Annotated in this window: 13 protein-coding genes and 1 pseudogene; 10 read left to right on the top strand and 4 right to left on the bottom strand. The window is 69.3% G+C overall.

What is annotated here, in order from left to right:
* Nucleotides 1-110: 110 nt before the first annotated feature.
* From AB0947_RS37925 to AB0947_RS37935, 3 genes are all read right to left on the bottom strand, one after another.
* Nucleotides 111-344: a hypothetical protein gene (locus AB0947_RS37925; RefSeq protein ID WP_366754938.1), complete on the bottom strand. Its 234-nt coding sequence runs from the start codon at nt 342-344 to the stop codon at nt 111-113.
* Between the two features lie 419 nt (nt 345-763).
* Nucleotides 764-1,351: a hypothetical protein gene (locus tag AB0947_RS37930; protein WP_366754939.1), complete on the bottom strand. Its 588-nt coding sequence runs from the start codon at nt 1,349-1,351 to the stop codon at nt 764-766.
* A 133-nt stretch (nt 1,352-1,484) separates the two neighbouring features.
* On the bottom strand, nt 1,485-2,285 hold the full coding sequence (locus tag AB0947_RS37935) for a hypothetical protein (protein ID WP_366754940.1): 801 nt from the start codon (nt 2,283-2,285) through the stop codon (nt 1,485-1,487).
* A gap of 1,263 nt (nt 2,286-3,548) precedes the next feature.
* Between AB0947_RS37935 and AB0947_RS37940 the strand changes: the two genes are divergently transcribed.
* The 5 genes from AB0947_RS37940 (at nt 3,549) to AB0947_RS37960 (ending at nt 8,034) form a co-directional block, all read left to right on the top strand.
* Nucleotides 3,549-3,959 (top strand): Imm10 family immunity protein, encoded by a 411-nt coding sequence (locus AB0947_RS37940; protein WP_366754941.1) that lies wholly within the window; start codon nt 3,549-3,551, stop codon nt 3,957-3,959.
* A gap of 827 nt (nt 3,960-4,786) precedes the next feature.
* Nucleotides 4,787-5,338, top strand: a complete 552-nt coding sequence (locus AB0947_RS37945) for a hypothetical protein (protein ID WP_366754942.1) — start codon at nt 4,787-4,789, stop codon at nt 5,336-5,338.
* Between the two features lie 396 nt (nt 5,339-5,734).
* Nucleotides 5,735-6,586, top strand: coding sequence for a hypothetical protein (locus tag AB0947_RS37950; RefSeq protein ID WP_366754943.1), 852 nt, complete (start codon nt 5,735-5,737; stop codon nt 6,584-6,586).
* Between the two features lie 125 nt (nt 6,587-6,711).
* Complete coding sequence (locus AB0947_RS37955; RefSeq protein ID WP_366754944.1) at nt 6,712-7,308, top strand: hypothetical protein; 597 nt, start codon at nt 6,712-6,714, stop codon at nt 7,306-7,308.
* Between the two features lie 555 nt (nt 7,309-7,863).
* The gene (locus AB0947_RS37960) at nt 7,864-8,034 is read left to right on the top strand and encodes a hypothetical protein (protein ID WP_366754945.1); all 171 of its coding nucleotides are present in this window, start codon (nt 7,864-7,866) and stop codon (nt 8,032-8,034) included.
* 267 nt (nt 8,035-8,301) lie between these two features.
* Here the strand turns inward: AB0947_RS37960 and AB0947_RS37965 are convergent, their stop codons facing one another.
* Nucleotides 8,302-8,832 (bottom strand): hypothetical protein, encoded by a 531-nt coding sequence (locus AB0947_RS37965; protein WP_366754946.1) that lies wholly within the window; start codon nt 8,830-8,832, stop codon nt 8,302-8,304.
* Between AB0947_RS37965 and AB0947_RS37970 the strand changes: the two genes are divergently transcribed.
* The 5 genes and pseudogenes from AB0947_RS37970 (at nt 8,831) to AB0947_RS37990 (ending at nt 12,824) form a co-directional block, all read left to right on the top strand.
* Nucleotides 8,831-9,313: a cupin domain-containing protein gene (locus tag AB0947_RS37970; protein WP_366754947.1), complete on the top strand. Its 483-nt coding sequence runs from the start codon at nt 8,831-8,833 to the stop codon at nt 9,311-9,313. The genes AB0947_RS37965 and AB0947_RS37970 overlap by 2 nt on opposite strands.
* Nucleotides 9,314-9,714: 401 nt before the next feature.
* Complete coding sequence (locus AB0947_RS37975; protein WP_366754948.1) at nt 9,715-9,975, top strand: hypothetical protein; 261 nt, start codon at nt 9,715-9,717, stop codon at nt 9,973-9,975.
* A 170-nt stretch (nt 9,976-10,145) separates the two neighbouring features.
* Nucleotides 10,146-10,691, top strand: a complete 546-nt coding sequence (locus tag AB0947_RS37980; protein ID WP_366754949.1) for a hypothetical protein — start codon at nt 10,146-10,148, stop codon at nt 10,689-10,691.
* 584 nt (nt 10,692-11,275) lie between these two features.
* Nucleotides 11,276-12,036 (top strand): annotated as a pseudogene (locus tag AB0947_RS37985) (IS110 family transposase); the annotation flags it as partial.
* A gap of 356 nt (nt 12,037-12,392) precedes the next feature.
* A complete protein-coding gene (locus AB0947_RS37990) occupies nt 12,393-12,824 on the top strand; it encodes a peptidase inhibitor family I36 protein (RefSeq protein WP_366754950.1) in 432 nt (143 codons plus the stop codon).
* The last annotated feature ends 107 nt before the right edge of the window (nt 12,825-12,931 follow it).

Consider the following 12,931-nt stretch of genomic DNA (forward strand, 5'->3'; position numbering starts at 1 on the left):
GCGGCGTTCGCTGGGGTCTGCCGTACACGTCAGCTGGTTGCTTGGGGCTGGCAGTGGTCGGCCCCAGGCGCGGGGGTTGCTGTACTTCCGTGCTGTACAGCGGCTGCGGCTCAGCCCTCGTCCTCATCAAGGCCGAACCCATCTGGCACAGCCAGCAGGGCATCGCGCCATGGCCCTTCCGGCTCTTTCAGGGCCCCTTCGAGGAACAGGTCTGCGAGTCGGTGCCGATCTTCCGCGCCGAGGCGGTCGAAGAGGTACGCCGGATACTCCATCCATCGGGACGCCGCGTCCGGCGAGGCTTCCTCATCCGTACTGGTGTCCACTGCTGCCACGAGATGCGCCATGGCCTCTGCCAGTGTGCTCAGGAGCGGATCACGGTGGCCCCGCGCTGAGGCCAGGTCGCCAGAATGCATGCGTGCAGAGTATCCAGCGGTCGGCGGAGCGGCTTTGGGCTGGAGCTGCTTTAGGGCGAGTGATCACGGCCCCGTAAGCGGATGGCGAGTCGGGCAGTGTGTGGAGGCTCGGAACCCTTCGGCGCGGCAGCCGGTTCCGGCGGCGTCACCCGTTTCCTGCGCCCGCGCGGCCGCCGCTGCGTCCGGCGCCTTCCCGCCAGGCAGGTACCGCACGGCAGGGGAGCGACCGGGCCTGCCGGGTGCCAGGCGCCCCGGCTGGTCACTGGCCGCGGCGTTCCTCAGCTGAAGCCGTTCCGCCTGGACCGCTATCGCGCCGGCTCTGCCGCGGATGGGTGGCGCGTCGCCGCCGATCAGCTCCGAGCGCCGGTGTAGGCGTCGATCCGTCTGTAGTCGTGGTCGAGGAGTGCGGCCAGTTGCGGGCCCGCCCACAGGGTGAACGTGAGGGCGATCTCCCGTGCGTCTTCCACCTCGTGATCGGGGTGGGAGGTATCCCAGGTAGGGCACTGCGAGACGGAGAAGCCGTTGCTGTTCCGTCCCGGCGGTGGCGTCCGGGCGGGGGTGAGGTCGTCGGCGACGACTGCCAGGATTTCGATCGCGGTGGGGCCGGCGGGGTGTGCGTGCTGCTGGGTGTGGGCGACCTGGTCGCCGAAGTCGAGCAGCCACCTGCCGAACCGGTCGGGGTCGCGGTCGAATCGCTGCCAGGGGTACGCGCACAGTTCGACCGCGAGGTGTTCGGTGAGCCGCAGGGAGTCCTCGCGCAGCGTGCCGCCGGTGTGCCATGTCTCCAGCACGTCGGTCAGGCAGTCGTAGATCTCCCAGTTGGCCGAGAGCGGTCCGTCCGCCGCGGGGTCGTTGCGGGCGGCTTCGTCCAGCGCGGCCGTCGTGATCAGAGCGAGCGCGGCCTCGCGCGGCGTGGGGTGGTCCGTGGTCTCGGTCATCGCTGTTCCCGGGGGATCGTGGGTAGGGTCACGGCTTTGTAAGAGGACGAAGGGGTGGCGAGCGAGCGCCTGTGACCGAGCACTGCAGTTGGCCCCGCTGGACAATTCCGGTACACAATCACAGCCCGGTTGCTCAGAACAGGGAGGCCCAGAAGGCCGCTTCCGGGTCGGGTTCTTCGGGGTGGAGCATGCAGCGTCTGCAGCGCAGGAGTCCGGGTTCGTTGGTGCCGGAGGCGGCGTTCATCCACGGCAGGGCGTCCATGGCGTGTGCGCGCTCGTCTTCGGCGAGAGTGTCGACGGTCCGGCGGAGCTCCTCGGGTGCGGATTGGTCGGTGAGGCAGAGCCATCCGATTGCCGCCGCCAGGCGGGCTTCGGGGGCCTCCGTCCGGTCGTGCCACCGTTCGCGTAGCCACGTGAGGGTCGGCGGGTGCGGGTGGGCCCGGGTGATCTCGGCGGTGGCCAGGAGCAGGGCGGCGCGGACCATGGCGTCGCCTTCGGCGGCGAATCTGCTGGCCAAGGCGGTGCGGATGATGTGGTCGGGGTCGGTGGCGGTCGCCAGTACGTAGGCGGCGTCGACGCGAATGGTGGGGTCGGAGTTCCCGAGGAGGGGCAGGAGTGCGGGGGCGTCTGCGGTGATCGCGGTTCGGGCGGCGGCTACCGCCCAGCCGGCTGGGTAGCCGGTCACCTCATAGCCGTAGTCGTCGTGGGTGTCGGGGGCGCTGCGTCGGGGATCGTTGCGATGGAGGAGGAGTTCCTCGCGGGAGGCGACGCCGTGGTGCCGGGCACGGGCGGGGCCGCACAGGACGGCAAGGACGGCGGCGCGGTGTGGGTGGTGGGCGTCGATGGCCAGGGGGATGAGGAACGGCACGGCGAGGGCTACAGCGGCCCGGCTGTCATTGGCGCACAGGCCCCACAACACACCTGTCGTGTCCACACGTGGTTCGCCGTCAGCAGCGCGAAGGAGTTGAACGGCCTTCCGGGCGTCGTGCCCGTGGGGGAAGTTGCCCCACGGGACGGCATCGAGGTCCAAGTCCTGTCGGGGTTCGGGCAGGATGGCGGCCACTACTGCCCGCACGTCGAATGGGCCGCCCGAGAACGAGGCCAGGTCCGCCCCGTCCGCCACTTCCCGGCACATCGCGAACGTCGGATCGGTCCGCCAGCCCTTCATGCCGCACCCCCGCTGTCGAATCCCGGAACTTGATCATGACGAGCCCTGCGGGCCACCGGAAGCCACTCGCACCCGTGCGCCGTCCCGGGGCCGACCACTCGCCGTCCGGCCCCTGGGCCCGGGCCTGCCGCCTTACTCCTTGTGCCTCCGCGCCGCCCCCGCCTGGACCCTCGCCGTGCTGTGGCCGCGCGGCGCCGTGCACAAAGGTGACCTCTCGTCGTCCGGCCGCCGTGGTCCCGCCCGCGCCTCTGGTCGTCCGCGTCCGGCCGTCCGGCCTCCGGCCGCCCGTCGGTGGCGTCCGGCCGTCTCGCCCACCGCGCCGTTCCGGTCCCTGGCCGTTCGGGGGCTTGCCGCCGAGCTGTGCGGCGTCCTGGCGGTTCGGCCGTGCCCGGCCGTTCCGGCCGTGCGGCGCCTGACCACCGTCCGTCCCGGGTGCTGCTCCTCGCCTGTCCGCCGTTGCGGAGGCCGGACTGCCGGCCGTCGCCCGTCCTGCGGCCGCGCCCCGCATGCTGCGCCCGCCGCCGCGCCTGCCCCACCCGCTCCGTGCCTCGGCGCCGCTGTCCGGCGGTCTGGCGGGCCCGCGCTCGTTCCGCCGTGTTCGTGTGTTCCCGCCCGCGCCGGTGTGCCGTGTTCCCCGTGCACTACGTGGACGGGCCGCCGTGCTGTGCCGGCCTGCGGCGCCTCGTCCCGCCGGCCTTGGCCTGCGTGCGCCGTTCCGTTGCCGCCTGTCCGGCGCCCGAGCCGCTGCCGCGCCCGAGTCGCCGCTGCGCCCGCGCCGCGCCGCTGACCCGCTTCCTCCCGGCCGCGCGCCAGGCCGTCTCGTCGGGCCGCTGGGCGGGCCCGCTCGGGCCCCCGGACCCGCGCCCGCTGCGTCCATGTGGACGCTTACGATATTCCCCAGCCAGAAGTTCACGGTCTTCCCCCCGGGGGGATCCCGGAGTTCACGTCGGAGGCCGTCGCTGAGTGGAGGGGCACCGATGCTCCGACCCGGTGTCCTGCGTCGGCCGAACGCGCTGATAGAACCCGGCCATGACATACCGATTCACCGCTCGTGTTGCCGCAACAGAGATCGACCCTGACGGCTACTTCACCGAAGCTGCTCTTGCTGAAGAAGCGGACGGAAGCGGATTCATCTTGATGTTCATGGCGGGCGAGGACGACCCAGATGAACAGGAAATCGCCATGGGCATGGACACGCACTGCCTGGTCACAGCCGGACAGGGCACCGCCTATGGCTGCGTGCGCGAAGCCGTTCTGACGGGCAGGGTCCTCCGCGTCTCGCTCGACCCCGACGCACTGGAAAACCTGCGGTTGAGCGACAGCGAGGTCGAGGCCGTCATCGAAGCACCGGACGAGGATGTCGTCCAGTTCCGTAAAGTCCTCGCCCAGGTGCTCGCCTACGGACGTGCAGACGCTGTGCCCGTTCGTGTAGCCGTCTGAGCCGGTCATCGGACCGAGTTCGCGGGTGGGGAATTACGTGAAGCCGACGGCGCGATCCGTGGGGAATTGCATGACTGTCGACAGCCCGGCGGCCGTGCGGTGCCGTGCCCGGAGGCCGCCCGTTGCCCGGCCCGGCCGCCTCGCCGTCCGCGCCCGCCGCGCGTGCCCTACCCGCTGCGCTCGTGCCGCGCCGCCTCGCCGTCCGCGCCCGCGGCTGTTTCCTCCGCGCCTCCGCGCCGTTCCCCGGCGGTCTGGCGGGCCCGCGCTCGTCCCGCCGTGTTCGAGTGTTCCCGCCCGTGCCGGTGTGCCGTGTTCCCCGTCCACTCGTGGACGGGCCGCCGCGCTGTGCCGGCCTGCGGCGCCTCGTCCCGCCGCCCTTGGGCCTGCGTGCGCCGTCCCGCCCGCCGCCTGTCCGGCCGCCCGAGCCGCGCCGCGGTCCCGCTTCTTCCCGGTCGCCCTCGGCAGGTCCGGCGGCCACCGCCGCCCGCCGTCCCGCGCCGGGCTGCGTCGGTCCACTGTCCTGACCGTGCTGTGGCGTTCGGCGTCGCCGCCTTGCCTGCCCCGAGCGCACGAGCCCACCGCCCCTGGCCAGCAAGAACCCAGTTCACCAAGATCCCCGGCAAGACCCAGGGCACCAAGCAGCTGGAGAACATCACCAGCGAGGCGGAGATCCACGCCCTGGTCCGAGAACACCCAGCCCCCTGCCTCTGTCGCCGCCGCTTCGACCGCTACGACCCGCCCCGCGCGCACCACCAGGACGTCGTCGGAGGCGGCGGCCGGGCCGTAGGCAAAGGCGCAAGGAGTAGCAGGCCGGCGTTAGGTCGGCCATGGCGAACCCGCGCCAAAACGGGCGGGGCTGCCTCGTCAGGGCGCCGGTCGTCTGGCCGATGCCGCTCACGGTTGCGGTACCCGCCCCGGCCGCCGCCCCCATCGCCCTGACCTGCCTGACGCACGAGTTGCGGCCACCCGCCCCGGTGACCCACTGCTCGGAGAGGAAGCACTCCTACGGCTCCGCTCAACGCCCGAAGCCGGACGATCCGCCCAAGGAGTGCTGGTACTACCACGACGGCCACACGGTCGGTCGCTTCGACATCGGCGACACTCCAGACGAGGCCATGGCGTTCCTGCTCCCGGCGTTCGAAGAAGCTGGACTCCTCGATGATGACGTGAGAGAGGAGTTCGACTCGTTGCATGCGACCCTGGCCGCCTTGCAGCAGCACTTCGGGCTGTCACTGCCACGCCAGGAAGTAATGAATGGTCGCTTGCCTGCAGCGGTGACCGCGATCGTCTTGCCAGAAAAACGGAGTTGGGTTTCGCGGTCCCGGACGTCGGTGAGAAACCCCGGGCGCGCGCCCAGCGTGGCCTATCCACCGGCCTGACGCCTGTGGCTGGCGGCTTCAACTGCTGCTGGCCTCCACGAACACAGGCAGCGCCTGTTCGCGCCCCAAGCCTCGGTGCGTACCAGGTCGGGCACCGGGCTGCCGGACGCCCCCGCCCCCCCGCTCTGATCAGCGGGAGGTGCCCGCAGCCGCGTTCGGTATTCACCTGGGGCCTGGCTGGCGGAAGAGCGGGACCAGCAAGGCGACACCAGCCTCTACCGGCTCGGCTGGACCTGCCCGTGCAGCAGCACCTCGGTCAGTTCCTCCTCGCTACCGCGTCGAACACACGGCGACTACGAACATGGCAAGCCGCACTGCAGACAGAGCGTAGGCGCGGGGGCGTGTCTCGCAGCTCGGTGCGGCGAGCGGCATGAGCAGAGCCCACCAGTTGTATGAATGTTCGACAGTCGCTCAATTGAGTGGACGATCGGATCTTTCGCAGGTAGCTTGATCGCGCAGTACGCCGCTGACCACGACGTATTGCTGATGCCTGTGAAAAGCATGATGGGGGAATCAATGAAGGCCAAAGTGGCTTCGTTTGCACTGTTGGGGTCCGTTGTTCTTGGGGTGGCTCCCGCTTACGCCGATGCTCCCGATCCGTCCGACCAGAGCTCAGTAGTGTCTGCTGGCGCCAGTGCCGCTGACAGCGACGCAGCGGCCAGTGCAGAGGGAGGCCAACTTCTCCTTACGACCGATGAGCAGTACGTCCAGACTTTCGGTGCGGCCGAGGCTGCTCAGCAAGGCATCACGTACGAAGCCGTCACCGAGGCGGACTCGCCGGCGGAGTCTGCCGTAGCGGATGACACGGACAAGGTCATCGCGGAGGCAGACTCTGCTGCCGCGGCTGACACAGGGGCGGCAGCCGATGAGGCTGCCAGCAGCCACTGGAGCGTGGTGAAGTTCGTGGGCCATGATGCGGACGGCCGGTACATCCCTACCCGGCAGGGCAACAGGGCGTTCGGCTGGGTCCACTTTTCCGGGCCGCACAACATCCACAGCAGTAAGGTCATCAAGGTGGCGGTGAGTGAGCACCCCGAGAGGGGGAGCACGAAGACCCGCAAGCTGTACGGCGCGGTGTTGTACGACCGTCTCGGCATCATTCTCGCTCGTGTGAAGGTCGTCGCGCAATACCACTGGGAGACCGCTGATCACAAGTACAAGCTCGCCGACCATGACGACAAGATCGGCGTGATCACGGCTTACTGCCAGGGTGTCAACAAGTGCCCTGACGCGTTGAACCGAGTGTGACGGATCAATCGATGATGTGGGACCAGACAGGCCCATCCGGTCTGCAGGCGCAGCTGGCACATGAACTGCTAGGCAGTGTCACAGCGTTCGCGTGTGGGCGGAGCGTCCGGCTTGTGCGGGGGGTCATGAATGACCCGGAGCGACGCGGTGTCGGCCGTATCGTTTTGTGGGACGGTCAGCAGCTGGACACGTCAGTTGCCTTTGACGTGCCACTCACGGACACACACGGAGCGATCATTTCCGCAGGGGACCTCGAGGCGGCCCTGCGAAGCGCTTTGGCCGACTTCTCCCACGGCGAGATCGAGGAGGCACCGCGCGATGCCTTCGGAATCCCGGTAGTCGACGCCTCCGCTGCTGTTCACGGATTCGTCGACCATCCCCGGTTCCATCTCTCGGATGCACTGCGGGCCGCAGCCGCAGCTTTCTCCGTTCCAGCAGAACCTGATGAGCCTGCGGAGCTGCGCCTGCGCGGCTTCCTGCTCCTCGACCACGGAACGTGTCGCCTCTACCTGGACACCCCCACATCACAGGACGCCCCTCCAATCGGTGTCGACCTTCCCCTTCGAGACGAAGACGGCTCTGTCGTCGTTGGAGTGACAGGAGCGCACGCCGTGCTTCCGGTCCTCTTGGAGACAGGGGAGTTGGAGCGAATGCGGAAGGACGTTCACGACCCCTACTGCCACGCTGTCTACGACTTGGTGGCCTGGCTCACGGGTCGCTGACAGGCGTTTCGACCGAGATGGGTCCCCCGACCTGGTGGCTCATGCAGGAGCCACCAGGTCGACGCTGCTGATACATGTCGGTCACCGTCAGAGGCTGGCTGGGGCGGCGTACAACGGCCGGCAACCGGCTCTGCCGGGACTGCTGCGGCAAGGCCGAGCGACTCGCCGCCCAGCAGCCCTGCCCGCGCTGCGGCAAGCCAGGCCATCTGCGCGAGGACACCGGCTGGTGCGGGTCGTGCTCCCGTCCGGGCCCGCCGAGACAGTCGCCCCAGATCTGCCGCGAGTGCGGCCAGCCGAGGCGGCATGCCGGACCAAGCCTGTGCTCGGCCTGCTGGCAACGGAACCCCGGCCGCCCCTTCATCCGCGGCGAACACCTCCGCGACCAACTTTCCCATCCGCCCGCCTCGCCTGGCTCGAAGACTTCGCCGCGCAGCTCGCGGCCCGCTTCTGCGTTCGCCCGGGCCTGCGGCCTCGTCACCGGCCGAGGCTGACTCCTGAGCGACGAGTACTCCAACTCGCCCCGGGCCCTGCTGAAGCGACCTCTGCGACCCTCCCATGACGGCCGGTGCCCTCAGCTGGCCCCGCCTCGCCGCCGCGACCGGACGAGACCTCTTCGAACTCCGGGACGTCCTCGAACGCACACCACCGCCGCCGCCCGACATCCTGCTCTGTGAGTACTGCGGCCGCCCGCCCCGACCGAACGTCGAGGCCGGCCCGGCTCCCTGATGGTGCTCGGCCCGATGTCGGCGCAGAGACGATCTCTTGAAGAGCGCACCCTTCAGCAACGGCATCCTCCCGGACCAGAAGCAGGTCCTGCCCTGCCCCGGCTGCGGAGCCCAGTTCATCCGCCCCGCGGTCAGCCCCCGCAGCGCCTGCTCACCTCGCTGCCATGGCAGAACATGCGTGCGCAACAGGCTGAGCTGGCTCTTTACGAGAACCCTGACGCCATCGAAGACAACGACTCCGAAGCAGGTGAGCCGACCGGGTCTGCCCCTACGATTCAGCATCTGCCTGGCGAGCTGTCATCCAGTGTTCCTCGAACTCGCTCCGGCTGATCTCTTCTCTCGGCAGCACAGGGTCGAAAGGGTCCACGATCGGTGGGTTGTACGGCCAATCGTCAGGGCCGCTGCGCACGGCGGTTCCGTCCTCGGCCAACTCCACTTGGCGAATCCGACGCCCATCGGACCCCACCTCCATCAGATACACGACCGGTTCATCGCCCTCCTCGTCCCAGCGGCGCCGCAGGAATACGACGTCCCTCCCTGCAAGCGCACCGAACCCTTCACACTCACGTTGGGCGTCACGCAGACCTGGAGGCATCCGAGGGCCGTCGATGTCGACTTCCTCCAGGCCCTCATCCTGAAACCGGGTCACAGTGTCCGGGTCGGTGACCACCTCAACCCAGGCGAACGTTTCGAGGACCTCCCGCTTGGAACGCGCTCGGACCCACCACCATGAACCGCCCATTCCATAGTCGTGCAGAACGAGGAAGGGGCGCTTGTGCGCGTCAGCGTGGTCGGTCATGAAGGCTGAGCCTAGCCAGCCCCGCTGCGGAGCTGTTGGCCTGGTCGAACTCACATGGCAGCTGACCGGAGCCATCACCACGTTGTTCCGCGGCACCTACGAGCACAGCCCGGTTGGCGTCCACAAGGACCGTTTCGCCACCTTCCTGTTCGGCCTGCGTGGTCGCAAACGGATGCGGTTCTGGCCGCGCAGGCCGTGGGACGAACCCATCTCGACCAAGACCGACTACGCCCGCCACACCGCGGCGTCCGTGCCTGCCGAGGTAGGCCCCGGCGAACTGCTGTACTGGCCCGCCGACTACTACCACGTCGGCGGGAGCGCCACCGCCGCCGCGGCGAACAGCGTCAACGTCGGCATCCCCCGCGACGAGCACCACACCGGCTACGAACTCGAAGACCTGCTCGCCGACCTCGACCCGGCCCGCCTCGCCGGCCGCGGCGGCCCTGGACACCCTGCTGGGCACCACGGACGCCCCCCCTGACCGCGCCAGGCCCCGCGACCGGAGGCGTCCTCGCTCCCACGCTGCCCGAGGCGCTCACTACCGCCGCACGGGCCCTGCACGACTTCGCCGACCCCGTCGCGATGCGCCGCCGCGTCGCCGTGCTCTCCCTGGACCGCTGGAGGCTTCGAGCCGGTTCCGCCCGCCACGGCGCCTCGCGCCCTCAGGGACGCGGACCGGCTGCGCGGCGACCCGCAGGCGCCTGTGCTGTGGGTGCCGGACCCGGACTCCGGCACCCTCTGCGCGGCGAACGGCCACGAGACCCGCACCCGGCTGGCCCCTGACGAGGTGCGCCGGCCCACCCGAGCGCTGTCCGGGCCGGACCCGGTCGCTTCCTGGAGCTGGACAACGGCTCCGACACCGGGCTGCGCAGGGCCGAGCTGGTGCAGGCTCTTACCGACCCGGAGCACGGTCTGCCGCTGGAACTGCACGGGCACCGCGACCTGAACCCCGGCGGGAGCCTCGGCCTGGTCCTGCTGAAGGCCCCGGACCGCACCGCCACCCTCCAACTGCGTTATGACCGGGTCGACTACGCCGTCAGGCAAGACCGCGCCGAGACGTTCGCGGTAATCCGGCGGCGCGTCAGCGCCGTGACCGGCGAGGCTTCGCTGCCTGCGATGCCCGGCTGCTCGGCCACTGGCTGATCTACGCCCCAGGGCGCCCGGGCATCCGTCAAGGCTCCTTCACCCGATGGAATTGCTGGAACACGTGGATGTCCCATGCCGCATGCGCTTGCCGTACCGTTCTCGGACCGCGCCTGCCCAGGGAGGACGGCGGGCCGTACCGGGGAGAGGACGGCATCGGATGATCGGGGATGACCAGGAGCCATGGGGCGCGCGAGTCGGACTGTTCATCGAACGCGTGTCCCCGGCCCGTCGACGACCACGGCACCGACGTGATCACCGTCGCCCTGGCTCCCCCAGACACCCCGCACGCCACGGCCTACCTCCACGGCCGCCAGCTCGGCTACACCAGCAGGAGCTGGCTGCGCGGCGAGACGACCGCAATCGTCGGCGTCTCGCAGCCGGTCTACGCGATGCTCACCCACACTGCCGCGAACCTGCCCCTCCCCGACGACGTCGGCATGGCCCCCGCCCACTACGGCGTCCACGTCGAAGCCCGCCGCAGCGACAACACCAGCTTCAGGCGGCTGCGTCTCGGCCCCTACACCCACACCTCGCTCGCCTCCCACGACGCCGACCGCCTCACCACCCAACTGGAGGGCCAGGCGGCCACCCTGCTCTCCGGCTTCACCGTCACCGCCACGAATGCCGTATTCGGCCTAAGCGACCACGACAGTCACGCCGATCCGCGCGGCGCCACTGTCGCTGCGCTCCTGACCGACGCATCGTGGGGGTGAGCGCGTGACCACCACGAGCCTTTACGAGATCGAGACCAGGGAAACGGAAACGGCACCACCGGTCTTGCCCAATGCGTCGGACCCGGGCGAGGAGTCGGCCGACAACGGGTTCGTGGCCTACCGAGGCCCTTACGTCGCTCGCCAGCATCGGCACCACCGAACGGCGACGACACCTACCCAGGAGCGTTCGTCCTGCTCGGACACCACAGGTCGGCCGACTTCACCGAGGCTGCCGCTGCCTACAAGGCCGACCATGTCCAGGGCTGGCGGAAGCATCTCTACCCCGGCGACGATCCAAAGGATCTCCTCCCCTGTATCCCGCGCGCCGTCCGACCGAAGGCGCTTGAGTCGGTTGTTCACGAGAGCTTCGAACCGGTCGAAGGCGCCGATGGCGAGATTGGCCAGACTGCGTTTGACGTGCGCCCATACCCACAACCGGGATGAGGTCAGGTGAGTAGGCGGGCAGCAGGGACACCGTCAGCCACTCGCGCTCGGCGATCAGCTCACACGTGGAGTGGGAGACGTGGGTGTTGAGCCGGTCCTAGACCAGCACGATCGGCGCCTTGACGAGCCGGTGGACACCAGCACTTCTCGCGGCGCATTGCCGGCAGACCGTCTTCGTACCCGGTCGCACGGTCAACCGCATGTCGGGCGCCTATCGGGGCGAGGCGAAGACCGACGCCCGCGACGCCTACGTCATCGCCGAGACCGCCCGCCACCGCAGGGACTTCGCCGCGATCGATGTGCCCGCGCAGCTCGCTGCTGACCTGGCGCTGCTGACCGCCCACCGCGCCGATCTCGTGGCCGACCGGGTGCGGTTGCTAAACCGCCTGCGTGCCGTGCTGACCGGCGTCTTTCCCGCGCTGGAGCGGGCCTTCGACTACTCGGTCCGCAAGGGTGCCCTGGTGCTGCTGACCGGTTACCAGACGCCGGCCGCGATCCGCCGCCGCGGCCGGACAAGGCTCACGGCCTGGCTGGCGGGCCGCCACGTGTGCGGCGCCGACGCGGTCGCCGCGACCGCTCTGGAAGCCGCCCAGGCTCAGCAACCGTGCTGCCCGGCGAGGACGTCGCCGCGCAGATCGTCGCCGATCTGGCCGGGCAGATCCTGGCCCTGGACGACCGGCTGAAGCGGATCGACAAGCAGATCCGCGAGACGTTCCGCAGCCATCCGCAGGCAGAGATCATCGAGTCCCTGCCCGGCATGGGCCCGATACTTGGGGCTGTGTTCGTCGTCGCGACCAGCGACCTGTCGGCCTATGCCGACGCCGGACTCCTCGCCTCGACGGCCGGGCTCGTCCCCGTCCCCCGCGACTCCGGCCGCCGCACCGGCAACCTGCACCGGCCCACGCGGACAGTACTCACTACGGGTGTCGGTTGAGGGTCACGTCGACTCAAGTACGACCAGCGTTTGAGAAGCACTCCGGGGGTCGACTGCCGCTCTGGCAGCGATCGAGGCGGCTTGACTCACTCCTGAGTCACCGGTCGCCCAGTCAACCCGGGCAGCGTGACTGGGCAACCCTGTCGACGACGGGCCGACGACGTTGAACGCGGCAGCGTGAAGGTTCAACACTCAACGGCTTGTGTGGCCAGGGCACTTACTTTACGATCACTTCTTGTAAGTGAACGCTGCGTAGATTTCAGCGTCGACAGGCCGCGTATCGCGGTGAAGACACGAGCCGTACGGCTCAGGAAGTAGATCTCATGAGACTGGCGAAGATCGTCGCCTCGACTGCAGTTGCCGGAGCGGCGCTGCTCTCCCTCGCCGCACCGGCGTCTGCGACGAATCCTCCCTACGACGGCTGTCCGGCATGGGCGCTCTGCCTCTACCAGGACGCGGACGGAGCGGGCTCGAAGGCGATCATCACCCCTCCCGCGGCGGGCGGCCACTCGCAGATAGTGAAGCTGTACAGCGTCAGTTTTCTGAACGGGATCAATGCCAACAACCAGACGTCGTCCTGGCTGAACAACTCCCAGTGCTCGGTGGAGTTCTGGGATGATCCCGATTCGGACGCGCCCTGGCAGATCGATTACGCGCCGTCGTGGAATTGGGGCCGGACGGGTACCTGGAACAATCCGGGCCCCATGTCGTATGCCAACGACCACCTTTCTGGCGTTCGCTTCTACTGCCCCTAAAGGCTGAGTTGGCCTGACGGCCCGACTCTGCGGGGTCTCCGTTACGTAGGCCGGTTTGAGCAGGGGCTCACCCAATTCTCGTTGGAGTCCTGTCACCGGACCAGTCA

This window comes from Streptomyces sp. NPDC047841 (assembly GCF_040704085.1).
Lineage (GTDB): Bacteria > Actinomycetota > Actinomycetes > Streptomycetales > Streptomycetaceae > Streptomyces > Streptomyces argyrophylli.